This is a genomic window from Caballeronia arationis (assembly GCF_001544975.2).
Classification (GTDB): Bacteria; Pseudomonadota; Gammaproteobacteria; order Burkholderiales; family Burkholderiaceae; genus Caballeronia; species Caballeronia arationis.
In genome coordinates, this window is record NZ_FCOG02000044.1 from 1 (window position 1) to 24,374 (window position 24,374).

Annotated in this window: 18 protein-coding genes; 9 read left to right on the plus strand and 9 right to left on the minus strand. The window is 58.7% G+C overall.

Annotated elements, in window-relative coordinates:
- The coding region (locus tag AWB81_RS23550; RefSeq protein WP_510183677.1) for an ImuA family protein at positions 1 to 289 on the minus strand (289 nt) is incomplete at its 3' end.
- Between the two features lie 415 nt (positions 290 to 704).
- Between AWB81_RS23550 and AWB81_RS23555 the strand changes: the two genes are divergently transcribed.
- From AWB81_RS23555 to AWB81_RS46930, 4 genes are all read left to right on the plus strand, one after another.
- The gene (locus AWB81_RS23555; protein ID WP_062638965.1) at positions 705 to 1,058 is read left to right on the plus strand and encodes a hypothetical protein; all 354 of its coding nucleotides are present in this window, start codon (positions 705 to 707) and stop codon (positions 1,056 to 1,058) included.
- A 134-nt stretch (positions 1,059 to 1,192) separates the two neighbouring features.
- Entirely contained in the window at positions 1,193 to 1,462 is a 270-nt protein-coding gene (locus AWB81_RS23560) for a DUF1488 family protein (protein WP_268811761.1), read from the plus strand.
- A 14-nt stretch (positions 1,463 to 1,476) separates the two neighbouring features.
- Entirely contained in the window at positions 1,477 to 1,710 is a 234-nt protein-coding gene (locus AWB81_RS23565; RefSeq protein ID WP_062638967.1) for a hypothetical protein, read from the plus strand.
- 382 nt (positions 1,711 to 2,092) lie between these two features.
- Positions 2,093 to 7,477: an NACHT domain-containing protein gene (locus AWB81_RS46930; RefSeq protein WP_062638968.1), complete on the plus strand. Its 5,385-nt coding sequence runs from the start codon at positions 2,093 to 2,095 to the stop codon at positions 7,475 to 7,477.
- Positions 7,478 to 7,848: 371 nt separating this feature from the next.
- Here AWB81_RS46930 and AWB81_RS23575 read toward each other — a convergent pair whose 3' ends face one another.
- From AWB81_RS23575 to AWB81_RS23585, 3 genes are all read right to left on the minus strand, one after another.
- Complete coding sequence (locus tag AWB81_RS23575; RefSeq protein ID WP_235025885.1) at positions 7,849 to 8,523, minus strand: DUF799 domain-containing protein; 675 nt, start codon at positions 8,521 to 8,523, stop codon at positions 7,849 to 7,851.
- On the minus strand, positions 8,520 to 8,882 hold the full coding sequence (locus tag AWB81_RS23580) for a DUF4810 domain-containing protein (RefSeq protein WP_062638969.1): 363 nt from the start codon (positions 8,880 to 8,882) through the stop codon (positions 8,520 to 8,522). Before AWB81_RS23580 ends, AWB81_RS23575 begins: the two co-directional genes overlap by 4 nt.
- 324 nt (positions 8,883 to 9,206) lie before the next feature.
- Positions 9,207 to 10,151: a CsgG/HfaB family protein gene (locus AWB81_RS23585; RefSeq protein ID WP_062638970.1), complete on the minus strand. Its 945-nt coding sequence runs from the start codon at positions 10,149 to 10,151 to the stop codon at positions 9,207 to 9,209.
- Positions 10,152 to 10,286: 135 nt separating this feature from the next.
- Here AWB81_RS23585 and AWB81_RS23590 point away from each other — a divergent pair, with 135 nt between their 5' ends.
- A complete protein-coding gene (locus tag AWB81_RS23590) occupies positions 10,287 to 11,396 on the plus strand; it encodes an IS110 family RNA-guided transposase (protein WP_062638971.1) in 1,110 nt (369 codons plus the stop codon).
- Positions 11,397 to 12,274: 878 nt separating this feature from the next.
- Here AWB81_RS23590 and AWB81_RS23595 read toward each other — a convergent pair.
- A complete protein-coding gene (locus AWB81_RS23595) occupies positions 12,275 to 12,643 on the minus strand; it encodes a hypothetical protein (protein ID WP_235025886.1) in 369 nt (122 codons plus the stop codon).
- Between the two features lie 1,132 nt (positions 12,644 to 13,775).
- Here AWB81_RS23595 and AWB81_RS23600 point away from each other — a divergent pair.
- Positions 13,776 to 15,140, plus strand: coding sequence for a hypothetical protein (locus AWB81_RS23600; protein WP_062638972.1), 1,365 nt, complete (start codon positions 13,776 to 13,778; stop codon positions 15,138 to 15,140).
- Positions 15,141 to 16,044: 904 nt separating this feature from the next.
- On the opposite strand, the gene AWB81_RS23605 is transcribed toward AWB81_RS23600, so the two are convergent.
- Both AWB81_RS23605 and AWB81_RS23610 read right to left on the minus strand, forming a co-directional pair.
- On the minus strand, positions 16,045 to 17,439 hold the full coding sequence (locus AWB81_RS23605) for a sigma-54 dependent transcriptional regulator (protein ID WP_062638973.1): 1,395 nt from the start codon (positions 17,437 to 17,439) through the stop codon (positions 16,045 to 16,047).
- 633 nt (positions 17,440 to 18,072) lie between these two features.
- Positions 18,073 to 18,417 (minus strand): hypothetical protein, encoded by a 345-nt coding sequence (locus tag AWB81_RS23610; protein WP_062638974.1) that lies wholly within the window; start codon positions 18,415 to 18,417, stop codon positions 18,073 to 18,075.
- A gap of 146 nt (positions 18,418 to 18,563) precedes the next feature.
- Between AWB81_RS23610 and AWB81_RS44225 the strand changes: the two genes are divergently transcribed.
- Positions 18,564 to 18,725 (plus strand): fimbrial biogenesis chaperone, encoded by a 162-nt coding sequence (locus tag AWB81_RS44225; protein ID WP_200822540.1) that lies wholly within the window; start codon positions 18,564 to 18,566, stop codon positions 18,723 to 18,725.
- 143 nt (positions 18,726 to 18,868) lie between these two features.
- Positions 18,869 to 19,174, plus strand: coding sequence for a hypothetical protein (locus tag AWB81_RS23615; RefSeq protein WP_144444172.1), 306 nt, complete (start codon positions 18,869 to 18,871; stop codon positions 19,172 to 19,174).
- A 332-nt stretch (positions 19,175 to 19,506) separates the two neighbouring features.
- On the opposite strand, the gene AWB81_RS23620 is transcribed toward AWB81_RS23615, so the two are convergent.
- Positions 19,507 to 21,027: an ABC transporter substrate-binding protein gene (locus AWB81_RS23620; RefSeq protein WP_062638976.1), complete on the minus strand. Its 1,521-nt coding sequence runs from the start codon at positions 21,025 to 21,027 to the stop codon at positions 19,507 to 19,509.
- 42 nt (positions 21,028 to 21,069) lie between these two features.
- Positions 21,070 to 23,127, minus strand: coding sequence for an oxidoreductase (locus tag AWB81_RS23625; protein WP_062638977.1), 2,058 nt, complete (start codon positions 23,125 to 23,127; stop codon positions 21,070 to 21,072).
- Positions 23,128 to 23,225: 98 nt separating this feature from the next.
- Between AWB81_RS23625 and AWB81_RS23630 the strand changes: the two genes are divergently transcribed.
- Positions 23,226 to 24,173, plus strand: a complete 948-nt coding sequence (locus AWB81_RS23630) for a LysR substrate-binding domain-containing protein (RefSeq protein ID WP_062638978.1) — start codon at positions 23,226 to 23,228, stop codon at positions 24,171 to 24,173.
- The last annotated feature ends 201 nt before the right edge of the window (positions 24,174 to 24,374 follow it).

Consider the following 24,374-nt stretch of genomic DNA (forward strand, 5'->3'; position numbering starts at 1 on the left):
ATCCCAGATAGGAGAACGCGAGCGAATTGGGCACGTGGGGTGCTTGCAGTAGCGCAACCGGCCGGCGGCTGAGTTCGCCGAGCGCCGGGCGCAACAGGCGAAGCTCACCCACGCCGGGCTGCTGCACCAGCAATTCGACGAGCGACCCGAGCGGCCAGCCGCCACCTGGAAGCTCCGCCGACAGGGCCGCGTAGCCTGTGTCGACCGTCTTGCCATAGGCACGCGCGAGCTGCGACCCGCGCCACAGCGCGGGGTGGATCGACTCGACGTGTTTCGGCAGGGCGGACATAGCGTGAATGACTGTATGGATGTACAGTACTTTACATCGAAAACGCGAACAGTGAATTGCCCCTTATAAGTCGCCGGCAGGCGATCGAATGGATATCCTTGTACCGATGCGCATCGACGCAACGCTCGCTTTGACTGCCTCCAAGCCTCAGGTAAATCAGTTGGCGGGAGCCGCCGCGGGCGAATAGACAAGTTTTTCGGTGTTCAGGGCCACGTACAAAAGAGGAAAAGCGAGGATAAAGTCAGCGAATGATTTCAACCGGCGTCGCTGTCAAGAGCGTCATTCACACGCACTATCGCAGAACGTGTGACGGGCAGTGGGTTTGGCAACAATACGTGGTCAGCGGCGATGAAAACGCGCGCCTCGTCCGCAAGCAACGTGGGACGTCCGAGCGAGAATGTAGGAGAGAACAGGGATGGCTGAACACGAGATCGATGATCGGCCGGGCTCACGCGCCGAGTTACTGTGTTTCCTGGTAGCGACGGCCGCGGCGTCGCGTTCGCTCACGCACGAGTGGCGCGCGGATCACGTCGTCGAAAGCTGTCGCATCTGGCTTGCCCGGCATGCGGTCGTGATGCACTGGCTCGAACGCGTCAAAATAGGGCAGTTGGCGTTGCGGGTTGCCCGGCGCGATTTGCGTAGCGCGGGAATTACGGTTCGGCAATCGGATGTCCAAGCCCTCTTTACGGGCGAGATGGGTCTGAACCATGCGAGCACCGTTGTGCAGAAAATGATGACCCTGTGTGCTGCTTTGACGGCAGCAGAATAGAGGAACGAGCTGGCAGCGAAGTCGCACACGGTGGGATCCGGCGGCTGTCAGCGCAAACAGATTTCTGACGCCAAGCGCTAAACCGCTAGCGCTTACGCAGCCGCCGATTTTTATAGAAAGAGCACAGGTGTGATGTGGATACGAACGTTAAGCCGTTGGCGACGATCTCCCGCGACGGGAATGCTGTCGAGTTTGAGGTCGAGATGCGTGGAAAAAGACTCGCGTGTTCTATTAGTCGTGAGGCGCTCGAGGATCACTTCTGGCTCGGACGGCATGCTGATGAGGCTCACCTCCTTCATGCGTTTTCGGATGGTCAAAATAGGATTGTCGCAATGGCTGAACGCAAGGCCCGTCGCTTGGCGACCGAGGTGATTAAACTCACGTCACAGGACTTCGAACGGTAGGATCCGGACGGACGATGACGAAGAGCGATAAATCAAGCGAGGCGCGGGCGCTTGAACGTGTCGCGGATGCCGCGCGTGAAGTGCAGGCTGCCTCGATTGCGCTTGAGGCCCATTTTTCAGACGGCGCCTCACATGCCCCGACCACGCTTGAGTTGGCGCGGTTTGCCGCTGCGATGCAGGAATTGAAAGACGCTCGCGAAGCGTTTGACGCGTTGTTAATCGAACGAGAAACGAAGGGCGCCCAGTAATATCGTTGAAGCGTTGTTACGTCCGGGTGACTTTGCAAATGCCGAAACATCCGAGCCTTTGCAGACTGCTTATCGGCCTTAGCCGACGTTCGACGTTCAGCCGCAATTCGGCTGCAACGCGCCTCTTTGCTGTCGTTCGCGTTAACTGCTGTCGAACGTCAGTGTCTAGGAACGTGAACGGACGTTGAGCCTTCACGGCTCGACGGCCGCTGATTCTACTTTGCTTCGTCAGCCTCCCAACTGTATAGGACGGGCTCATCTCTCGCCTGCAGCTTGAAGTGAGTGTTGTGTCTTACGCGGCACAAATTCAGCGCATAATTGACGATAATCCATTAGTCGGCTCTGCGGCTGGCACCTACTCAACGAATCCTTCAATCTATCGATGACGCAATCACCCGAACTCGCCGGAGGCGAGGGCTTTACCTTTGAAGGCGACGCGGCTGCGTTCTATCTGGCCGCGTTGCTAGCCGAGGCATATGCGCCGGGCATTGACGATCGAACCGTTGTCCGAGTATCGGTTCAGCAGCGCGATTTCGGCGAACCTCTCGATGATGTGATTGTTGATTTCGAGGACGCCACGAAGGGCGTTGCGCGCCTTAGCCTCCAAGTGAAGCGATCGCTCACTATCAGTAAGGCGGACACGAACATTGATTTTCGCGACATCATTCGCGACAGTTGGGCCACGCTCAGAAAGTATGATTTCCGCATCAATGCGGACCGCTACGGAGTCGCAGTAGGTACGGTTGCGCCTGCTAAAGAACGAGCGCTAAAGACGCTTTGTGATTGGGCACGCGAAAGCCTAACGGCTGACCACTTTGACGCGCGCTTTGCAACGGGTGGTAGCGCCGGTGCCGACATCAAAGCGGTAAAGGAAGATGTCACTGTTCTACTAGAAGAAGCGAAGGGTGCCCCGTGCACACGCGAAGAAGTGCATCAATTCGTTGCGCACTTCGTACTCGTCCAATTTGACTTCCTTCGCGAAGGCGCTACCGATCCCCCTGACGCCATCAATCGGATCCGAAATTGCCTCGTGCCCGACGATGCGGCCAAGGCTCCTCTTGTCTGGTCGCGCGTCGTTCAGCTTGCCCGTTCGTCGGCAGGCAAGTCAGGTCAGTTTGATCGTGCGCGACTTGTGCGCTCGATTGCATCTGTCGCGCGCTTGCTCGGCGCGACCTCGTTTCGCCGCGATCTCGAGAAGTTGATGGAGGTCGCAAAGAGCTATGCCAGCCTCATTCCTGACGATGTTGGCGGAACAAGGCTTGATCGAACCTCGCTACTTGAGAGTCTGAACGCGAAGCTTACTGCTGCTCGAGTTGTCCAGATCCGAGGTCTTCCGGGCAGCGGAAAATCCGTCTTGGTGAAGCGTGCAGTACTCCACGCGCTAGAGCGCGGGCCGATCCTCTTTCTCAAAGCTGAACAGCTGGAAGGCACCAACTGGATCAGCTACGCGGCCTCGCATGGTCTTTCGGATGCTCCGTTGGAGCTACTTCTTGCGGAGGTCGGAGCCGCCGGCACTCCGACTTTCTTCATTGATGCGATCGATCGCATTGAGAAAGAGCACCAGGCAGTCGTCGTCGACGTCATCCGCACGATCGTAGAGTCACCGCTGCTCGATCACTGGCGGGTCATCGTCTCTCTTCGCGATACCGGCATAGAGGTGCTTCGCAATTGGTTGGGTGACTTTCTTGATGTATTGAAAGTTGAGACGCTTGGCGTTGATCAATTGAATAACGAGGAAGCCGAGACTCTCGCAATCGCCAAGCCACATCTGAGGCCACTTCTGTTTGGGGCGCCCCAAGTGCGAGAGATCGTCCGGCGCCCATTTTTTGCCAAGGTGCTGAATCAAAGCTACATTGCTGCCCCGAGCGAGCCGACGTTCGCCCCGCAATCAGAGGTGGATCTGATCGGGAATTGGTGGCGGCGAGGCGGATACAACGAGACCGGGCGAAGCGCAATTGAACGCCAACGCGCCCTGCTTGACCTGGCATGCGTTCGCGCCCGCCAGCTTAGCCAACCGATTCGCCTTAGTCAGCTTACCTCGGTCGCACACATCGATGACCTTCGCGCGGACGGCATACTTCAGAATGCTCGCGAAGGTATCTCGGTCCGATTTGCGCACGATATCTTTTTTGAATGGGCCTTCTTCCATGTCCTGGCCGATCGCGGAGCGCAATGGATGGAAGAGATCAGGGCGGGCGGCGAACCGCCAGCGGTCGCTCGCGTTGTCGAACTCGTCTCGCAGTGGGAGTACGCGCAGGGTACCGACTGGCGGGCATATCTCACGCAAACTGAAAGTTCGGATCTGAGGTCACAATGGCTGCGAGCTTGGTTGGTCGGGCCGCTTGGCACGGTGAGGTTTGAAGTTGACGAAGGCCAGTTCGCGACTGCCGTTCTTGCCGATGACTTCCGACTTTTCAGGAAAACGCTCGTCTGGTTTCAGGCCGAAAAGACCTCGCCGAACGTGAACATCCTCGCGGGTGCGCTCCCACTGGAGCAACTTCAACGGGTCGCTGATCTCCTCGGTTGGCCTTCTGACTTCGCCGCGTGGCGCCGCCTTATCAACTTTGTCCTCCGGCGCATTTCAGACATTCCGCAGAGACTCTATCCCGAGATCGTCGCGATCTTTGAGGTTTGGCAGAACGCTCTAGCTGGCATTAGCAACCCGACATCTCGCGCACTACTGCAACAATGTGCCGCCTGGCTCGCCACTATTGGTGCAATTCGCGCTGCTGATGGGCCTGACGAAAACTCTGCATACTGGAACAAGGTTCCCGACTTGGGCGATTTCGGAAAATCGCTTGGCCGACTTCTCATGAGATCGTCCAAGGCCGAGCCCACCCTTGCGGCTGGCTACTTGCAACGTGTCACCAACTCCGAGCGCATCAACGACGATGACTTCCATGACATCATCGCCTACACGCCCACCCTGGCCCAATCGCTTCCTCAGTCGGTTGTCGACCTATCGCTGATGTTCCTGCGAAAGGAGTTACCTGACGAGCAGGTTGTCCGCGAAAAGCGGGAGCGTCATGCCGCAGCCAAGTGGCGCGAATCTGTTTTGGCAGAACCGGAATCAGAGCGCACGCGTCGAGAGCAAAGCGCACTTTCGGTTGGTTTTTCGCTGCGAACCATCGGTAACTTCAGCTACCACGACTGGGATAGACTCTCAATTCAAGACGACTACCAAAGTTTCTCGCCACCATCGCCGCTCCGAGAGCCCTTTCACTCTCTCTTCCAGGCATCGCCCGGTGAGGCACTGCGGCTCCTTCGGGAACTCTGCAATCATGCTATGGCCGCATGGCGACAGTTGCATCGTCACTCGCGTGAACGTGGCGGCAGCCCTATACCGCTCGAACTTACTTTCCCTTGGGGTACCCAAAAATTCTGGGGTACCGACCGGGAGTATCTTTGGTTTCGGTCGATTTGGGCGCCGAAGGCTATCGGCTGCGGCTTTATGGCGCTGGAGGAGTGGTGCTTCGCCGAGCTTGCACGCGACCGGTCCGTTGACGAGCTGATACAGCAAATAGTTGAGGGGAACGAGTGCATTGCCATCCTGGGTGTCGCAGTGATGCTCGCGCTCCACACCGAGACGGTGTCCGAGGCCACATTGCCGCTAATCACCTCACAGCGCTTGTTGACGGCAGACCACAATCGAATGGTGCAGGACCTCTCGTCGATTGCAAACTTGATCGGTTTTACGCGTGAGACCGACGGGCCCCATGTTGTGGCGATCCGCGCAGCAAATGCCCGACCGATCCGTAAAGCACAGCTTAGTTGGATGGTACCAAGGTTCATCTTCACGACCGCACCGCTTTGCGACCAGGCCCGCGAAGCGATTCTCAACTTTAAGAACAATCTGCCCTACCAGTACGAAGAGCATCGCAATATTTCGGAGGCTCAGGAGCATCTCGCAGCCGAAGCTCTCGAATACGCCGAGATGGCGGATCTGGAGAACTATCAGGCATACCGCACGAAAGAGAATTCTGACGAGATTGCAATTGTTCACGTCAGCCCTACCGCCGCGAAGCCTGAAAACGTTGCTCGGGCCGAAGAGGCATCGAAGTATCTCAGGCAGACATCACTCTGGACGTGGGCATCCAAATATTTCGAAGAGAAGACGCTGGGCGCCACTTTCACAGTTGAGGCAGCCATCACATTGGCAAGAGAAACTGACGCCCGCGACTTGTTCGAGCATTCCAGCAATGAAAATGACGACGGGAGTTTGGGCATGCGCCGAGGAGCGGTCGCTGCTACAGCCGCCGTCGTACTCAGCTTCCGGAAAGGGCGCACCGATGTAGATCTTGAGTGGGCTCGTGAAGTTCTAGCTCGTGCAATCCGTCTGCCAGAAATACCTGGATCAAGGTGGTCGTCTGGCTCTGTTATCCCGTGGCACCAAGCGATCTACGTTGCGCGAGGTCTTGCAGCAGATTTTCGCGAAGGCACATCGGTGGATAGCACGCCTCGCGACCTTCTTAGTCTGATTGCACATCCACTTGAAATCGTCTCGTTAGCCGCGCTCGAAGAAGTCTTCAATCTTTGGTCCAAGGACCCCAAGCTGACCTGGACTGCGCTAATTTTGTCATTTTCGCTCTGCCACGTTTTACCGCGGCCTCAGGATCAGCTTCGTCAACACGGTGACGCGCTGCATTCGGTAAGCGAGGCGGAGGGGGCGCTTGGCGCGGCACTCGCGTTCTATGAGACTGGCAACGATTGGTCGCCCCTTCCGTTGCCACCTCCCGCGTGGGTGAGAGTCGAACCCAGCAAGGGCCGACAACGCTATCGAAACCATGACGAGTACAACGAAGATGATGTGGCAGATGCAAACGAGTTTTGGGGGGAGCCTGATATTTTCTGGTACTCAAAGCAGGCCGCAGAAATCCTGAAGCGCATCCCATTCGACGAGATCCTGCGCAGCGGGGCAAGGAATGCGCTACTCGATTTCCTTGCTGGAATTCTCGATTGGACCAACCGTAAGAATGCACCGCCCTGGGTAAGGCCAGGACGCCGAGATCGTTCTTCGTCGCAGATCTTTGAATGGACTCGCGCGCTTGGGTCGAGCCTCGGACGAGTAGCCGGGCTGCTCCCGCTCTGCGACTATCAGGTCCGCTTTCTTGACCCGATATTACGGCTCGAGGGCGACAATTGCTGGGCTCTCCTTTCTCCATTCGCGAGCACCTACATCTGCGCCTATGTGTACGATGCCCCGGTTGTTCCAACTGATGCAGTCACGATGCTCGATCTGTGTCTTGGTCGATTTCTCGTCGACCCAACGTTCGATCGCGACGCCTTCCGAAGCGGAGAATTTTCGGGCTTCGATCAGCCGAAACTCGTTGGCACGTTGATGTTTGTCGCGGTCGAGCACGCGGATTTGGCCGCTCGCTATGTCAATGGAAATTGGTCAGAGATTGGTCGCATTCTGCCCCTGATTGACCGTTTCATTCGCGCTGGTGGATGGGCCGCCTCCGTAATGACCCCGTTTTTGACGTTGTGCGAGCGAGCAAAGACAAACTACCCCGCCGAGCTGTTTGCAGACCAGATGCTTGCGGTAATAAGCGACGGGCCAGACCGCCTGAAGGGATGGCATGGGACATTCATTCCAGCGCGCATCGCCGAACTTGTGCAGCACTTCGCACATCGCGATGCGCCGATGAGGCTTGGCCTCGCACAGAAGTTTCTGCGAATTCTCGACATGTTGGTTGATATGGGTGACCGACGAAGTGCCGCGCTCCAGCTTGGAGAGGCGTTCCGCGAGATTCGTTTAGCTTCCTAGCGCAGAGGGGCCCCACTAGATCTGGATGCCCCTCGCTGCGTAATTTTGCTGTGCAGAGACGAATTCAACTTAGTGCTAAAAAAATGCCTCGAATTTCAAGGCACCATATGCGATGGTTCGCACCGGCGGCATCAAGATCAGCCATTCGCTTTAGCGGCGCTGCGAACGGCGGAGGATCGATCTACAGCTGCCGTATGTGTGGCGATAGGCGAAGGTCAGCTAAGGCCGAAAAGGGTGATGCCACCCAACGGGCATGCTGGCACAGAGACGAACATTCAGTCGTTCGTGCGACCGCCGCTGGTGTGCTGAAACGCACTTGAAGTCTAGATGGTTTCCGGAGCAAACCTCCGGAGACAGTTTTCGATGTGAAACTAGAAGGTCGCGCCGTCGCTTTTGTACTGCCCATCGTATGGACCCGCCGGTAGACCCTGGCCCGCCTTGTAGACCGAAATCGCATTCGCCTGCTGTGCGAGAGGGACGTAGTTCGGCTTTGCTTTTGCGATTGCTGCCGTGATTGCCGCGGCAATCAATGCCGCAAGGGGATTGCCAGCCGTCGAGGCTTGCGGCGAGTACACCATGGTCTGTTTGTGGGTCCACAAAGTTTCGCCTGTGGTACCGCTCTTAAGCGCATAACTTAGGTCCACCGTCACAGAAGTCGCCAGCACCGCATACTGAGCGTCCCAGCGATTGATCGTGATGTACATGATCGAATCTGCACCGAACATCTTGCCGAGGACCGTGGGATCGTTGGCGTGAACGAGGTCCGCATCGCCAAGACCGTCGTCTTCCATGACTCGCTTTGTCAGATTGACAGGAAATACGTAGTAGCCACGCTCGGCCAGCGGTTTGCTGATCGTCGACAGAAAGTAGTCGGGGGCGTCCACGTCAACGCTTCGATTTACAACCGGAACGACCAGAATCGAGTGGGGGTCAGAATGTCGGAAAGCGCTGTAGTCAGCGTGCACGGGCACAGGGGCGCACGCAACAATTCCAGTGACGGACGCTGCCGCAAATGCAAGCTTCATGAGACGGGCCATTGTGCTCATTGCTTTGCCTCCTTCGTAGTGCCTGAGGCAACGCGAATCATGGTCGTCATGAAGACTGTCGATTCAGGCCATGCAGCCTTTTCCTTCTCGAAAAATACCGCTGCTTGCTTAGAATCTCCAGACTCCAGCAGGACTTGACCATACTCAGCGTACACACCCGGCGGGACCTTTTTGCCGGAAGATTCTGCTGAGCTGATTGTGTCGGCCAGATGCTGAGCGAATGCCGCCGTGTCACCCGGCGTCTTATAGTGCTGATACAGCGACGATTCGTAGTTGCCCCACGTGTACTTCGTCTGAGGCGCGCATGCGGCTGTCATGCTGACCGCCGCGAGCCCCATTGCAAGCTTCCATACCTTCATTATTGTTGTCCTCCGCTCATAACATCGATGGCAACGGCTTCTCCGCTCGCTGCCAGAATCTTCTTTCTCGCTAGGACAGCAGAGCCTTGACGAACTTCGACGGAATGTGGGCCTTCTTCGATGGACATCACTCCACTTACTCCGTCAAATTGGCTCGCCGGCCCGATAAGCTGCCCGTCAAGAACAAGCTCACTGCCGTTGGGCGCGCCTACAAGACTGAGAGTCGGGCGCGAACTGCCCGAAACGACCTGACTGTGAGGCATAGCGCAGCCCGCGAAAGCAACGACGAGCGTTGCCACGCACAGAGAACGAATCATTTTGAAGTTACTCCGCTACGAAAAGAGACTTATCCTTCGTGACGGACCCACTGGTCACGAGGGCCACCGAGCCTTCGTTCACTTCGCTGTCGCCGAAGTTGGACGTGACGCGAATAGTGGCTACAGGAGTGGGGGGCAGGGCGATGGTGAAGCCTGTCTGTCCGCTTTGGATCGACTCGCCCGCCTTGTAAACATAGAGGTTCGCGCCCGGTTTGATGCCTTGGAGCGCGCCACCACTGAGATATATGGTTGAGCCGTCTGCTTTCAGGATGTCCGACTTCCAGGGACGTTCCTTGAGCTTCGTCATCGTTCGGCCGATGACGTCAGAGATTGCAGCGGAAATTGCCTTGTCGTTGAGCGAGCCGTCGTAGTCTGCGCGACTGCCAAACCCTGCAACTTCTCCGGATTCCGTCGAAGCTTCACCCGTTCCAGATGCCGAGAAGAAGACATACCCCGTCTTTACGTCGACCAGTCGAAGTTCGACTTTGGCGTGGGCATTCTGGACCTTGGTTGCGCTTAGGAAACCCGACTTTCCGGTCGTGCTCCGTCCAAATTCAGTTACTGAACCGAGAATAAGAGCGTCGACACCGATCAGACCTGCATCCTTTGAGAGGGACTGTTCTGCAGCGACCTTAGCGATGTCCGAACGTTCGAATACGAGAAACTGCTTGGACGCGACCAAACGGCTCGCGAGGATGTCGCTTGCTTGTTTTCCGAGCGGGTCGAGATTGGCGTCGGTGACGAACGTGCGCCCGTAGCGGGTTTCGTTGCTAAAGCGGCCAATCGCGACTTTTCGCTTGACAGCCTTCTCGTCGACTACCGAGTTCGCGACCTGCGCGGCCTGTTGTTGTGCTCGTGCGACTGGCGCCTCTTTGATTTGCGGAGGCGTAGATACGGTTGCGCAAGCCGCGAGCATCGCACTCGCCGCGCCAATGACAAAGACGTTTTTCATTTTCCCCGGAAGGCCGCTTGTAATGATTTTTCGATAGTCTAGACATCATGTATGGACCTGCCGCACCTCAAGGTACGCGGATTAAGCTTGAGGTAGGTTACGCCGCGGCTCAGAGCCGCATTGAGGGGGCAGGTCATGAACAAGTTTAGCAAGTACGTGGGCCTGGATGTACATCAGGAAACGATTGCCGTGGCGGTCGCCGACACGGCTGGCGAGGTGCGGTATATGGGCGAGATAGTGAACACGCCCGAGGCGATTGCGAAAGTGGTGGGACAGCTCAAGCGCGGCACGGGACGGCTGGCGTTTTGCTACGAAGCCGGCCCCTGCGGGTACACGATTTGCCGACAGTTGCGGCAACTCAAGCTGGACTGCCAAGTCGTGGCGCCGTCGCTGATTCCGAAGAAGCCGGGCGAACGCGTGAAGACCGACCGACGCGATGCCCTAAGTCTGGCGCGCCTGCACCGCGCTGGCGAGTTGAGCCCCGTGTGGATTCCGGACGAGTCACAGGAGGCGTTGCGCGATCTGACCCGTGCGCGTGAGGACATGAAGCATCTGCAACGCCAGGCCAAGCAACGGCTGTTGTCGTTTCTGTCGCGCCACGGCCATCGCTACACGGGCCGCTCAAGGTGGACGCAAGCGCACTGGCGCTGGCTGGAGGGCATCAAGTTCGCCCGGCCGGAGCAACAGATCGTGCTGCAGGAGTATATCGACACAGTTCAGGCCTGTGGCGGGCGCGTGGCCAGCCTCGACCGCGAAGTCGAGACGGCCGCGCACGCGAACGCAGTTTGGCCGGTTATCGAGGCGTTGATGGCGCTGCGCGGCATCGGTCTGCTCGCGGCTGTAACGGTGGTAGCGGAACTCGGTGATCTCGCACGGTTTTCCGGCGCGCCGCAACTGATGGCGTATCTTGGCTTGGTGCCTAGCGAACACTCCAGCGGCAAGCGCGAGCGTCGCGGCGGCATCACCAAGACCGGCAACGGCCACGTCCGGCGGGTACTCATCGAAGCCGCGTGGACGTATCGTCATGCCGCGCGAAAGACCGCGATCCTGCAGCGGCGCGCAGAACGTACGCCCCCCGAGGTCCAAGAGATCGCCTGGTCGGCGCAAAAGCGGCTGTGTCAGCGGTTTCGAAACTTGATGGCACGGGGCAAGCTCAAGAACCAGGTCTGTACCGCTATTGCGCGCGAACTCGTCGGCTTTATCTGGGCTATCGGGCAACACGTCATCCCCCTCAGCCGAGCTTAGCCGGCATGAGAAGATCGAGCACGCAACAGGATGTTTGGGCCAGGACCAGGCAACGGTGGGAGAACCCTCGTTGTAACACTAGGAGGCAACTGGAAACAGCATAACCCTCGAATCTAGATTGAGGCAGCTCCCCGACGTTTCGTTTGTCATGCGGTAACCAACCCGCGCATATCAGAATGTTCAACCGTCGGATAACCGCCTCGTCCTGGCCCAAGCATCCTGTTGTTGAAGACCGTCAAAGAAGCCGGTCTCGGATGATCGTGAGCACGCAAGTCCCGCGCTCACGATCCAATGCATAGCATGGAAAGCCTACGTCGCGTCAAGGGTTCGCTACGCCGGGCTCACGCCCGCCCTTGACCCGTCAAGCTTCGGAGATCTGCCTTTGGCACTTGACACGGTCCATACATATCAGTGTTACATATGGTTACAAGCAAGCTTGTCTTCTGCGCTTACCGAGAAATACAACAGTCCCGGAGATACCTATCAAAATTCTTACGAATTTGCCCAACGATAGTTCGCATTCCACCAAGGCGGTCGGGGGTTGCAGCGTTGTCAAGTCGATGCTAAAGAGGGGAGCGACGCCGATAACATTGATAACGAGAGTCGATGTGAGAATGAGGGCAACCGAGAATTGGCAGAATCCATCGACATTCAAGCAGCCCCTCCGCAGAGTCAGGCGCTGTCAAACGGCGGGCATCTTTCGAGATGTGTCGACCTTCGCGACGCTTTGCATTCGTATTTTAGGAAGCAGTCGGCGAGGAGGCGCTTTAGTCGTCGCAAAGGCAATCGTCGATGTCGAGTTCCCCGTCGACCTAGCGATGGAGCTTTAACCGCACAGATAGGCGCAATTACGTTGCGACTGCGCGACGTCATCGGTTTTAAGAGCCGTTGCGATCCGGCTCAGGAATTGGCGAGGGTGCGGTTCCGGCGAGAAAACGCAGAAGCCGTTGTTCAGCCTCCAACACCTTGTGGTAGGGCGCAGCGGCCAATTGCGCATCATGCAGCGCGAGCAACGTCTCGAAAGCCGGAATGGTGTCCTTGGCCAGAATCCATACATTGGACCTGTCCGCATGCTCAAGCGCTGACTCGACAGCGTATTCAGCCTTCTTATAGCATTCTACCGGCGCGTCGCCGTAACCAGCTTGCTGGAGAAACCAGGCCGTGTAGGCGACGCGAATCAGCTCGTTGAAAAGATAGCCACTTCCCTGCCCATCGCGGGATGCAGCAAGGGCGAGATGGTAAGACAAGGACCGCTCCCGCGCGAACGCCTGGTCGATCGGGAGGAGCATGTCTTTGTGAGAGTTTGACGGGCGCGTGATCCACCCCTTCTGCTACGCTTCGAACTCATGCGCCTTCTCGCCACACTCCCGAAAATTTACGAACCGCAAATTTAACCTCATGACCGACGACGTGTCATGTGTTGACGGCGTCCTCAAATGCCTCATCCGCCGTGAACGTGACGACTTTGACGATGAAATGGTAATGACTTCCCCGGTTGACGGATTGTGCCTGCCCCTTTCTGCGCCAGCCCGTCGAAAACGAACCGAACCGAATCAGTGGCGCACCGTCTCCTCAGGCCACCGCGTGTGTGACTGCGAAAGATCGCGTCAAACGATGCACCCCGATTTCATCAGGTATCCACGGTGGACCGGCGACTGCATCCATCAGTCCGCTTGTTCATGCGTCAATCCCATAAAACGCGTCCGGATAAGCGGACATTACCGCGCAGCTATACCGCATCTGGGAGCAAATGCGCAGCCGTCCGGGACTACGAGCAAATCGAAGGATCAATCTAAGCGAAGACAGTGTTATCGGAAGTGCGCACAAAGGTCGAATTATCAGCCCTGTGCGACCCACGCGTAGCGCGCGAACTCGCATGCAGGGTACGAATCGCGCAAGTAGGCGGGCGGCGCCACGCCGACGCTACATGATGCGCCTAGCAGGCTTCAGGACAACCTCGTTTCCGCAAAGACGTCGTTGTCGCAGATGGGGAACGTGCTGGTCGAGGTCGATGGGTTGCCGCAACTGGCACGCTCGTCAACAAAGTTATCCACAATCTCAGTGGACAAGCATGTTGATAACATTCTAGACGGCCTACTATGTTGTTGACATGCAACAAGATTCGATATGCGCTCAAAAACGCAGCAAACCGTATTACTGTTTTCGCATAGTTTGCGGTTTGTTGGAAATCCCGTCGACGATCACAGCGTGCCGCTTTCGGAAGGTTGAGACACGTGTGGGTCGACTGTCCCGGTATGGCGCTGGTGAGGGTAGCCCGAACAGACCCTGCCGACTGCTGTCCAGTTTTTGGCCGCACTAGTCTCAACACCGCCTCGTCTATAATTAACTACAGTGTCCTTTATCGTAGGAACCCTACTTATGAGTCAAGCGCGCGGGCGATATTCAGGGTCTCGAGACAGCGGTCAGCGCCAATCGAGCGCCATCAAGAAATCGTCGCCGAATCGACATCGCCAACCCTATGTGAAGGGGTCGCCTACTCGAGACACAACTCAGACCGCTTCAATTTTCAAGACCCGTTCGTTCCAGTTACTTGTCGAAGCGGTGGGCGCAGAAAACATCGCCCTCGGGCTGGATTCGAATCTGGCGCGAGTGACTGAACTGATGAAAGGTGAGCGGTTCACGCCCGAGACGGCCTTTCACATGGAAACCACGCTCGGGTTGCCTCACGGCTTTTTTGATCAGCCTAATCCTGTGCTCGCGGCTGAAACCATCGCTCGCTTGAGATCACCATTAGACTTCGTTCAAACGGACGCGGAAGCGGAAGCGGTAGCGGTAGGTGAAACGATCGAGCCGGCTCCCGCCTCAAGAGCGAGCGACCGGCCGTTTCTTGAGGATCGTGTTCCGGAGAAATCAGAAATGCAAAAGAAAGCATCTGGCGGCTCATCGAAGCTCGTCCGGGACAGTCGCGATGCGGCTGGGAAGCCAATCGCTCGTACCTCGGTAAAAGACGCGCCAATGAAAGTAAAGACTTCTCCAAATACGCGATCACATCCATCGATGGCATTAGATAATGCGGCCATTCAAAATATCAGGCGCGAAAACCTCCACGTGCTTACCACCCGCAACGGATCGAAAGTGAAGCTTGGCTCGGTCATGGGGCTCACCGGCTCCAACATGGCCCATCGGCTGCACGGCAAGAAGCGCATGGACGACGCCGAAGCGCATCGTTTTACGGAACGCCTAGGTTTGCCAAACGGGTGGTTGGATACTCCGCGTTCGGAAGCAGATATTCCAGAAGCGGTGTCTCGTTTGCTGCTTCCTTCTCCCCGCGGTCGTGCGCTCCAAGAACAGGGAACGCGTGGGCTCGCAGCAGAGGAGCGAGCGGTAGCGCAAGGTGATATCGAATCCGTTCCCGCACGGCACGCTCCAGTGAGTACGGCCGATGATGGCAGCCCGCATTTTCCGGCGGCGAGTACGGTCGGCGACGCGAGTTTCGTCAACCTGCAAGATCAAGCACGCGATTCCGCCAAAGGGCCTGCACGCCCTTCACATGGAGAGACCGACGCCTTGCTTGGGATAGCGCCTGAGCAAGTCTCGGTCGCTGCAGTTTCAGAGCTACAGCCGATGCCGCATCCTTTCACGTCTGCAACGAGCCTGAGCAGTCTTGAAGGTATCGAACCGATCGCGGAGGCGTTGATCAAGACGCTGGCAGGCAAAGCCCGCACCGGCCGATTGGACGAGTTAAAAGCGCTGAAGTTGTTGCAGCAAGCCGTGCTGCTGTGAGTGAATCGCCGGGCCGAAGCATAGTGCCGGCGCCTCAAGTAAAAGACGATCAGGCCGTAAAGCTAGAGGTCACGTTGTGACCGTCGGTGCGACCGTGCCGACGAAAGACAATCAGGAGACTTCGTGAAAAAGATCGTCGCGGTTGTAATCGCCATGCTGTGTGTTGCTAGCGCTGCCCAAGCTTGCCCCAAGGGCGAACATCCGCACGGAGGCACTGGCTCGCATCACAATGGCGGCTACTGCTCCTGAAATTAGCATTGGCGAGATAGGTAGAGCCCGCTTCGGCGGGCTTTATTTTGCGCGCCACGCATCGCTGCTGCCCCAAGGCCCCGTTTCGCTCAGGATCTTGCAGTTAAAGATGAACCGGTCGCCGATCACCAGGGTCAGCGGCCGCGATCCCGCTCGGTGACGAGAGACATGCAAGAAATGCAGAATACAAACAAGAAATGGGCGCTAACTTCAGGAAACTGGGAGGCAACCGACGCAGGATTCACGCTAGTCGCTTCGCCGCTGGGGAACACGCGTGCGATTGATTTGACGATGCCAGATGTCGCGCGACTGTTCGATATGTCCTTGGACAGCGACGATCTGAGTGCGCTTTACCCGCCCGAGTTCCGATATGCTCCTCGGCGTCCCGCTTTCCGTAGTTGAACGCGCTTTCGCTCGACGAGAAGCAAGGATTGCTTTCCCGATAGTAATCAAGCCCGCTGATCCAGTACGCCCAGGCCCAGTTACCGTCGACTGAAAAAACCTGAATCGCGAATCGTTCATTCCCGTAATCGAAAGTCATCGTGTCTTTTGTTCTTGCTTACAGTTTCTTTTGAACATTGCCCGACCCGCTAGTTGGTCGGCTACCCCACACGGGTCGTAGATCCACCCGACTGTCATTACTCATCCGCGTGTTTCAAGCTGCCGAACACGCTGAGGATGAAAGGGCACCCCGATCATCCAGCGTTTCAGAGCGCAGTCCATGTGCGCTCAGCAAGCGGTAGAGTGTCACGCGCGAGATGCCAAGCTCGTGCGCTGCCTCCCCGAGACGGCCGCGGTGACGCAGTAGAGCCATTTGGATCGCTTGCCGTTCCGCCACTTCACGCGCTTGCGCAAGTGTCATCGGCGCAACCTCGACGTGTTCCTCGAGTTCCAGATCGCGAGCGGTAATCTGACGCCCGTCAGACATCACGATCGCTCGGCGCACGCGGTTAATTAGTTCACGCACGTTGCCGGGCCATCCATAGGTGTGGAGAGCGGCGATTGCGCACGGGGAGAAGCCGCGCAGCCGCCGGCGCGCGTCCGTCTTGAAGCGCTCGAGCATGTGCTTGGCGAGCAACTCTATGTCCCTGCCGCGCTCTCTGAGCGGCGGCTCATTGACTTGCAACACACATAGGCGGTGATATAGGTCGGCGCGGAAGCGGCCTTCGATCATTGCCGTCTGCATGTCGACGTGGGTCGCAGAAATGATACGAACGTCGACCGGCGCGGAGCCATGGCCGCCGAGGCGTTCGATCTTGCGTTCCTGGAGGAAGCGCAGCAGGCTCGCCTGGCTCTCGAGCGGCAAGTCTCCGATTTCGTCGAGAAAGAGGGTACCGCCATTGGCTGCCTCAACTCGCCCGATCTTGCGCTGGTTCGCGCCGGTGAAAGCACCGCGCTCGTAGCCGAATAGTTCCGATTGCAGCAGATGCGCCGGAATCGCGCCGCAGTTGATCGCAACGAACGGCTGATCGCGCCGCGTCGAGCGTTCGTGAATTGCGGCGGCGGTCAGTTCCTTGCCGGTTCCCGACTCGCCTGAAATAAAAACGGGCGCATCGGTCATCGCGACTTTTCGGATTAAGCGGAAGAGGCCGAGCATCGCCTCACAAGAGCCGACCATTCCTGCTGTATCGTTTTCCCCGTCCGCTCGCTTGCCGTCTGAGGCCTCATCGTGTAACGACACCATGCCGTGCGCATGGCCGACAGCATCGACGATTCGCTCGTTGGCGATCGGTAGCGTTACATAATCGAAGCAGTAGTTGCGGATCAGCCGGCGCACCATGGCGTCGTTGAGCTGATCCGGAAAGCCAACTGCCACCCATCCCAGGCGCGAGTTGGCGAGCCACTGTTCGACAACAGGCAAATCCTGCGGAAGTCGAACGCCTGAAAAATCAACTATGCCCGCCCCGGCTTGCTCAGATCGGCTGGGGAAATCGCAACGGCTGTTGAGTCGAACCATGTCGATGGACCATCGACGCGCTTCTAGTGCGGTTTGCAAGTTGGTTGGCATTTCATGACCTAGATACCATAGGTCGCGTAATTCCCCGGTCATCGCCCTCTCTCTTCATATTTTATTATCTAATCGAGATTATGCATTTGTACAAAAAATCACGCTACGGCGCAAACGTTAAATCGCTTCTTCCTGATTTAAAAAGGGAAAAACAACAGAGTTTCAAAAACGACATGCAACATTTGCCGACTTTTAAGGCGAGCTTTCTTCCAAACTATAATTTTTACTTTCGGCAAATGTTTTTGCGATTCGCCCGCCTCGGCTAGCGCGAAAGAGCGCGTCCCATCATTTCACGAGCGAACGCAACAGAAGGCATTAAGAAGCAGATCGATAAGTTATTAGGCAATCGAGGAGCGAATCGCCCTAACGAATATTGCGTCCGTTTTGCTCGATTACCATCAGCACACTCGTCGCGAAGTGACCGCAGTCTCGCTGGGTGTGCCGATTTGGCTGAGCTCGACTCACGAAACCGGAGCGGACGCACTCGCCCTCGGGAACCGATATGCCTTGATTTGCGGATCATCTTTCCTAAAACGGTAAGCGGTTTCCTCGCGCATTCTGAGCGTGCGAATTGCCCGCCGGGTAAGCGCTGCGGCGGGTTTTTTTTGGCGTCCCCGGGAATCCATCAATCGACCAGCTACCGGCGTCCTTTGGTCGCGCGCGGCGGCAGGCGACTTAGATGTAGTCTTTTTCTTGCGCAGCGATAGCCGCATGTGTCTCGCCGGCCGAGGTCAATCCATAGTGGAAGGCCGACGTAGCTCCTCGGTCATGTGACTTGGCTCTTTCACGGGTCAGGTGGCCGCGCGCGACGAGCTCCGCGAGGTCTTGACCCAGCGTCGTGCAGCGCGGCCCGCTTTCACTTGCCGTGATCGTCCCATTTACGGCCGCGACATAGTCAGCGAGGAATGTCGGGGTTGTGGTCGTGACCTTGTGGCCGTACCTGCCCGATGCGATGGCAACGAGCAGCCAGTTCAGGCGCTCGCGCGGCGGTTTTTTCTTGCGTGCGAAGACGCGGTGCATCGTCATTTTCCTTCATTGCTCAGTTTTAGCTGCTCTCGCAATATGCGTGCTGGGGGCCCGAGCGCGCCCGTGCGCGGTTCCAACGAGACGCTCGACGGCTCGCCGGCAAGCTTTTACCTCGTGCAGCGATCGTTTTGACCGCGGGGTTGATCGCGCTCGTGCCCGCCCGGTTCGCCGATGCGGCCGCCCTGCAGGTCTCGCCCATCCGCCTGGACCTCTCCGCCGAGCGCCCCGTGGCCGCGCTGACGTTGCATAACGACGGCACGGCGCCCATGAACGCGCAGGTCCGCGTGTTCGTCGCCTGCTAATCGACGAAATTCCAAACGACCGGGCCGCCCAGACGGGCGTGCGGCAGCTGCCCTGACCTGCCGACCATAAAGTTCGCGCCACTTGTGCCGATAAACATGGGCCGGCGTGCTGCCGTTTTCAGCCGAACCGAGGAGACGGGCGCGTGAAAGGGAATAAGTTGAGAGGCATGATCGACGGATTTTTCATCGTGAACCCGCATCGACGCTACTTTGTTTATGTTGATTCGGAGGCCGGTGCTGGCGCCGAAACCTTTATCGTTGTGACGCGCGGCCTGGACGTCGTTGCGTTCGATCGCGTGGCGGATGAAAACGTTGTCCCGGCAGCGGCGCTCGCGGACTGGTTTAGCGATACGGACGAAGGGCAGGAGACGATCGCCAGGATGATCGCGGGCATGGATTTGGAAATGCGGATCGGCAGCGAAGTCCAGTCACGGGGGAACTCGCATTAATGACGGCTGACTCGACGGTGCACTAATCGGGGCGACGACATCTTTAGTCAGTGATTTGACAGTTATCGGCCCCATAGGTCTTGCATTTTGGGGTCGCTGCCACTAAAACATAGTGAGTCTCCTTCGCGTTCTCCTCGACGTGATGGTTCGCCCGCCCTGCCTCTGTCTCGGCGGGCCTTCTTTTGCCGAATTACCGGCTATGCCCAGTCTGAAATTGCGTCCTGCGTGGGAAGCGTACAGAACGCATGCTTGCGGACAGTTGAGGACCGGCTGAGCTCGCGCTAGTTGTCCGAAAGGCTGCATACGAACGCGCACCAGCCGGTACTAGTCGCTCAGCCCGCATCGAGCCAAGCAAATTCCGCGAAGCGGTAGCCCATCAAACGCCCCGACGGTGTTCCCACCAACCCTTTTACGTGAGTGCTGTGCGCATCGATGAAATTGATGAAGGCCGGAATGATGATGCTGCCTTTTTCGTAGACGATGGTCTGCATGTCGCCATACATCTGCTTGCGTCGGGTTTCATCCTTTTCCTGACGCGCTTGTAGTAATAGCTGGTCGAACTGCGCATTCTTCCATCCCGATTCGTTCCAGACCGAATCCGACTTGAAGAATTGCGTATAGAGCAAGTCGAGCGTCGGCCGTGGCAGGATCGATCCGTAGGTCATTGGATGCTTCATCCAGTGCGTCGACCAGTAGCCGTCCGCCGGCACGCGGCGCACGCCGAGCTGCAGGTCCGTCTGCAGCGCAGCCTGCTGCACCATCAGCGCGGAATCGAGCGCGGATTCGATCGACGGCGGCACCACAATCTCCGCCGCCGAAGCCGACAAATTCGCCTTTTTGATGAGCGACCTGGCGCGGTCAGGGTCGTAGGTGCGCTGCGGCAGTCCCGCAAGGTAATACGGATGCCACGCGGGAACCGGGTGGTCGTTGCCGATGCTTGCGTAACCGCGCAACAGCGTCTTCTGGATGCGCTCCCGATCATGAAGGTACTTGATCGCTTGTACGAACTCCGGGTTACCGGTAGGCGTCGCGTCCTGTCGCAGGATCAGGTCAGTGTACAGGCCCGACTGACTCTCCAGCACGCCGAAGCTGCCGGCGCGCTTGAGCCGCTCGACGTCTCGGGCAGGCACGGGCGAGACAAGCTGGACGTCGCCCGCGAGCAGGGCATTGAGACGCGCCGCATCATCGACGATCCCGACGAGCTGCACTTCGTCGAGATAAGGTAGCCCCGGCTTCCAGAAGTTCGGATTGCGCGTGCCGACACAGCGGCCGGCTGGCGTGAACTCCTTGCAGACGAACGGGCCCGTGCCGTTGCCCTTGGAGAAGTCATTCGTGCCTGCGGCGACAATCACGAAATGCGGCACGGCAAGCAACGCGGGCAGATCGACGTTCGGCGCGTTGAGCACGATCTCGACTTGCAGCGGCCCGGTCGCCTTGATCGAATCGATTGCGTCGGCGATCGACTTGGCTTTCGACGCCGTTGCCGGATCCTTGTGGCGCGACAACGAGAAAACGACGTCGTCCGCCGTGAGCGGCTTGCCGTCGTGGAAATGCACGCCCGGGCGGAGCTTGACGGTCCACAGCTTGTGATCGCTGGTGTCGAAGGCTTCGGCGAGCGCGTTCTGCACCTTGAACGCACTGTCGAACTCGGTCAGGCCGCTGTAGAAGATGAACATGCGCGAGTAGTCGGCGGTGTGCGAGGCCTTGGCCGGGTCGAGCGAATCCGAGAGCGATTGGTTCGCCGTCGCGACCCGCATCACGCCACCCTGACGCGGCTTGGCTGCGGCGGGCGTCGCCGACGCAGCCCGCCTGCGTTCGAGGTCGGGGCAATGCGCGTCGAGCGGCTTGGTCATGGTCTGTCCTTTGAGTGATGGTCGGTCGGAGAGCGCGTCGGCCTACATCGCGACGCAAAGACGATAGGCATCGTAGATGGCCGTATGAATGTCGCGCGACGCCACGGCGTCGCCGATGCGGTAGAGGTGGAACCAGGCATCGCCGTTCGCTGCCTGCAAGACCGGCTGCGCGGCACCGCGCGCGAAGGCGGCGAGATCGAGTTGACCGTCGTTCAGCGATTGCGCACGGGCTGCTTCGAAGAGATCGTCCACGGCGATCGTCCCGCGTTCGACCACGATCTGTTCTGCCTCCATTTCGACGAGTTCATCGGTTAATTGATGCCGGAAGACCGCGCGCAAGACGCCCGCGTCGCCGCGCCGGACTTCGACGAGTTCGAGATTTGCTCGCACCGGCACCTTCCAATTTTCGAGGTTGCGCATCCACACAGCGTCGTCGCCCTTGCCGCCGGCCTCCTGTGCGGGCAAGGCGTCGAGAATGGCGAGGCGCACATCGAGGCCGGCCGAGACAAAGCGCTCTGCGCACAGATAGGCATTGTGGCGGCCAGTACCGTCGTAGACGAGCACGCGTCCGGTTTTAGGCGGCGTGTCCGACAACGCATCAACCACCGAGCGGCACCACTCGCCGCCCGGCAACGCGTCGAGGTCAGGGACGCCGCCCGTCGCCATGATCACCACGTCGGGGCGCCGTTCGAGCAGGTCTTCGAGTTCGACGTAATGGTTGTATCGCACCTCGACGCCCAGGCGCTCCAGTTCGGCAAGCCGCCAGTCGATGATGCCGATCAGGTTCCTGCGCCAGCTTCCCGACGCCGCGAGCAACACTTGCCCGCCCGCACAGTCCGCCGCTTCCAGCAGGGTGACGCGGTGACCGCGGCTTGCAGCGACGCGTGCCGCTTCCAGGCCCGCCGGCCCCGCGCCGACGACCAGCACCTGGCGCGGATCGACGGCCGGGGCGATGGTGTGCGGCAGGAAAGTCTCGCGCGCGGTCGCCGGATTGTGGATGCAGGTCGCCTTCGTGTTACGGCAATGCGAACCGCCCACGCAGGGGCGCGCGGCGTCCTCGCGGCCTGCCTCGATCAGCCGCACGAGATGCGGCTCAGCGATGTGAGCGCGCGTCATGCCGACCATGTCGATGAGGCCCTCGCCGATCGCATAGCGCGCAGTCGCGAGATCGGCGATCTTGGCGGCGTGAAAAACCGGGAGCTGCACGGCGCGCCGAAACGCTGCAGCCTTGGAGAGCCACGGTGCCGAAGGCATGAACATACCCGGCATGCTGTTGACGATCAGCGACATCTTCGTGTCCATCCGGCCGTAGACGACATTGAAGAAGTCGAGAAGTTCGCTTCTTTGCAAAATGCGCGCCATCTCCAGGCTTTCCTCGAAGCCGCAGCCGTCCTCGAGCGCGAAGCGCAGGCCGACGGGAAACGCGTTGCCCACTTCCTTGCGGATCGCCTCGTGCACTTCGATCGCAAAGCGGCACCGGTTGGCAGTCGAGCCGCCGTAGCGGTCGGTGCGCTGGTTGACGGTCGGATCGAGGAACTGACCGATCAGATGGCCGCCGGCGTGCGTTTCCAGCCCGTCAAGACCACCCTCGAGACAGCGGCGCGCGGCGCGTCCGAAATCGCTAACGATGCGCCTGATGTCGCTTCCGGTCATTGCCTGCGGAATTGCGCGATGCAGCGTTTCGCGACGGGCCGACGGCGCGAGCATCGGCAGCCACGGTTCGGCGTAAGGATCGCCGCGGCGGCCGAGGTGGGTGATCTGGCACATCAGTGCGGCGCCGTGGGCGTGCACGCGCTCGGAAAAGCGCTGTAGGTGCGGCACGACTTCGTCGACTCCCATGTTGATCTGCTGGAAAGTGTTGGGGCTGTCGATGCTCACGTTCGATGAACCGCCGAACATCGTGAGCCCGATGCCACCCCGGGCTTTTTCCTCGTGATAGCGCTGGTAGACTTCCTGCGGGAATTCGCTCTGGATGAGGCGGCTCGCGTGGCTGGTGCTCATTACACGATTCTTCAGCACGAGGTGTTTGAGCGTCAGGGGCCTCAGCAGGGGATCGGATGAAGCGGCTGTCCGTGCGTCATCCGGGTTACGCTGTGTCATGTCGGGGACTCTCTGGATGGGTCTGCCGACAAGGTAGGATTGACGTTAAGGCGCGTCAATTTACATGTTCGTCACCGCCGATAACATGGTGTTAGTAGATGGGTCTTCGACTTCCTTCGCTGCAGGCACTCCTCGTTTTCGAGGCCGCCGCGCGGCATCTCAGTCTCACGCGCGCGGCCGCTGAACTGAACGTCACGCCGGTCGCGGTGAGCCGTATGGTCACGCGTCTCGAAGACGCGCTCGGCTTCAAGCTCTTCGCGCGCACGAAAACCGGGCTTGTGCTGACCGACGAAGGCGCAAAGTTGCAAGTCGCGGTGGCCTCGGGCTTCGGCGAGGTCAGCGACACAATCGAAGAACTCAAGAGCCACCAGGAACAGGGCGAGACGGTGACGCTCTCCATCTCGAGCGGCTTCGCGTCGCAATGGCTGCTGCCGCGCCACGAGCGCTTTCACGAAGCGTTTCCTGCGGTGAATCTGCGCTTGCAAGTGATGACGAGCCGCCTGTACGGGCCGCTGGATGGCGCGGATCTTGGCATTCGTTTGCATAAGCCCGGCTCCGAGCACGAGGCGTTCTGTTTCTGCCCGGAGGTGATCATCGCCGTGTGCAGCCCCGGTTATCTCGCGCAATACGGCCCTCTCGACGCGCCGCGTCAGGCGGGCGGTCACACGCTTATCCACCTCGAACCGACCACGCACGCATGGCCTGACTATTTCGAGCTCGCGCAATTGGCGAATCGCGCTTCGTCGAAGCATGTAAGCTATTCCGATCCGGGCCTGGCATTGCAGGCCGCGATGCTCGGGCATGGCGTGCTGCTCGGCTGGCTGCTTGCGATAGCGGCGCCGCTCAATATGGGCACGGTGGTCCCCGCGTCGAAACGAGTGGTGGAGACGGGTTATAACTACGTGCTCGAATGCCGCACGCATGAGCCGTCGGCTTCGGTCCGGCACGTCGCGCAATGGCTCATCGACGAGATGCGCGCGGAGTTGAAAAAGGTCGATTACGTGCTTGCTTCGGTAGAGAGAGTGCGGCGTGGCGCGCCAGGTTGAAGCGTGCGCTTCGGGTGCGCGACGAGGCGGGATAGGGCGCCGCAATCAGCGATTCAAGTTGGCTGAGATCGGAAAGCTTTGCATGATGAAAATTGAAGCGCGCGTCCATGGACTGCCCCTCCTGCCCGAGCGTTAATTATCCGCGGCGAGCGTTCACTGCTAGGAACCAAGCGTTTCGAGGAGTAACGCAGCGTCATCCGC

Excerpts from the sequence above, each read along its gene's own strand:
- AWB81_RS23555 (WP_062638965.1), top strand. The coding sequence starts at position 705 with ATGGCTGAACACGAGATCGATGATCGGCCGGGCTCACGCGCCGAGTTA.
- AWB81_RS23565 (WP_062638967.1), top strand. The coding sequence starts at position 1,477 with ATGACGAAGAGCGATAAATCAAGCGAGGCGCGGGCGCTTGAACGTGTC.
- AWB81_RS46930 (WP_062638968.1), top strand. The coding sequence starts at position 2,093 with ATGACGCAATCACCCGAACTCGCCGGAGGCGAGGGCTTTACCTTTGAA.
- AWB81_RS23575 (WP_235025885.1), bottom strand. The coding sequence starts at position 8,523 with ATGAGCACAATGGCCCGTCTCATGAAGCTTGCATTTGCGGCAGCGTCC.
- AWB81_RS23580 (WP_062638969.1), bottom strand. The coding sequence starts at position 8,882 with ATGAAGGTATGGAAGCTTGCAATGGGGCTCGCGGCGGTCAGCATGACA.
- AWB81_RS23585 (WP_062638970.1), bottom strand. The coding sequence starts at position 10,151 with ATGAAAAACGTCTTTGTCATTGGCGCGGCGAGTGCGATGCTCGCGGCT.
- AWB81_RS23590 (WP_062638971.1), top strand. The coding sequence starts at position 10,287 with ATGAACAAGTTTAGCAAGTACGTGGGCCTGGATGTACATCAGGAAACG.
- AWB81_RS23600 (WP_062638972.1), top strand. The coding sequence starts at position 13,776 with ATGAGTCAAGCGCGCGGGCGATATTCAGGGTCTCGAGACAGCGGTCAG.
- AWB81_RS23605 (WP_062638973.1), bottom strand. The coding sequence starts at position 17,439 with ATGACCGGGGAATTACGCGACCTATGGTATCTAGGTCATGAAATGCCA.
- AWB81_RS23610 (WP_062638974.1), bottom strand. The coding sequence starts at position 18,417 with ATGCACCGCGTCTTCGCACGCAAGAAAAAACCGCCGCGCGAGCGCCTG.
- AWB81_RS23620 (WP_062638976.1), bottom strand. The coding sequence starts at position 21,027 with ATGACCAAGCCGCTCGACGCGCATTGCCCCGACCTCGAACGCAGGCGG.
- AWB81_RS23625 (WP_062638977.1), bottom strand. The coding sequence starts at position 23,127 with ATGACACAGCGTAACCCGGATGACGCACGGACAGCCGCTTCATCCGAT.
- AWB81_RS23630 (WP_062638978.1), top strand. The coding sequence starts at position 23,226 with ATGGGTCTTCGACTTCCTTCGCTGCAGGCACTCCTCGTTTTCGAGGCC.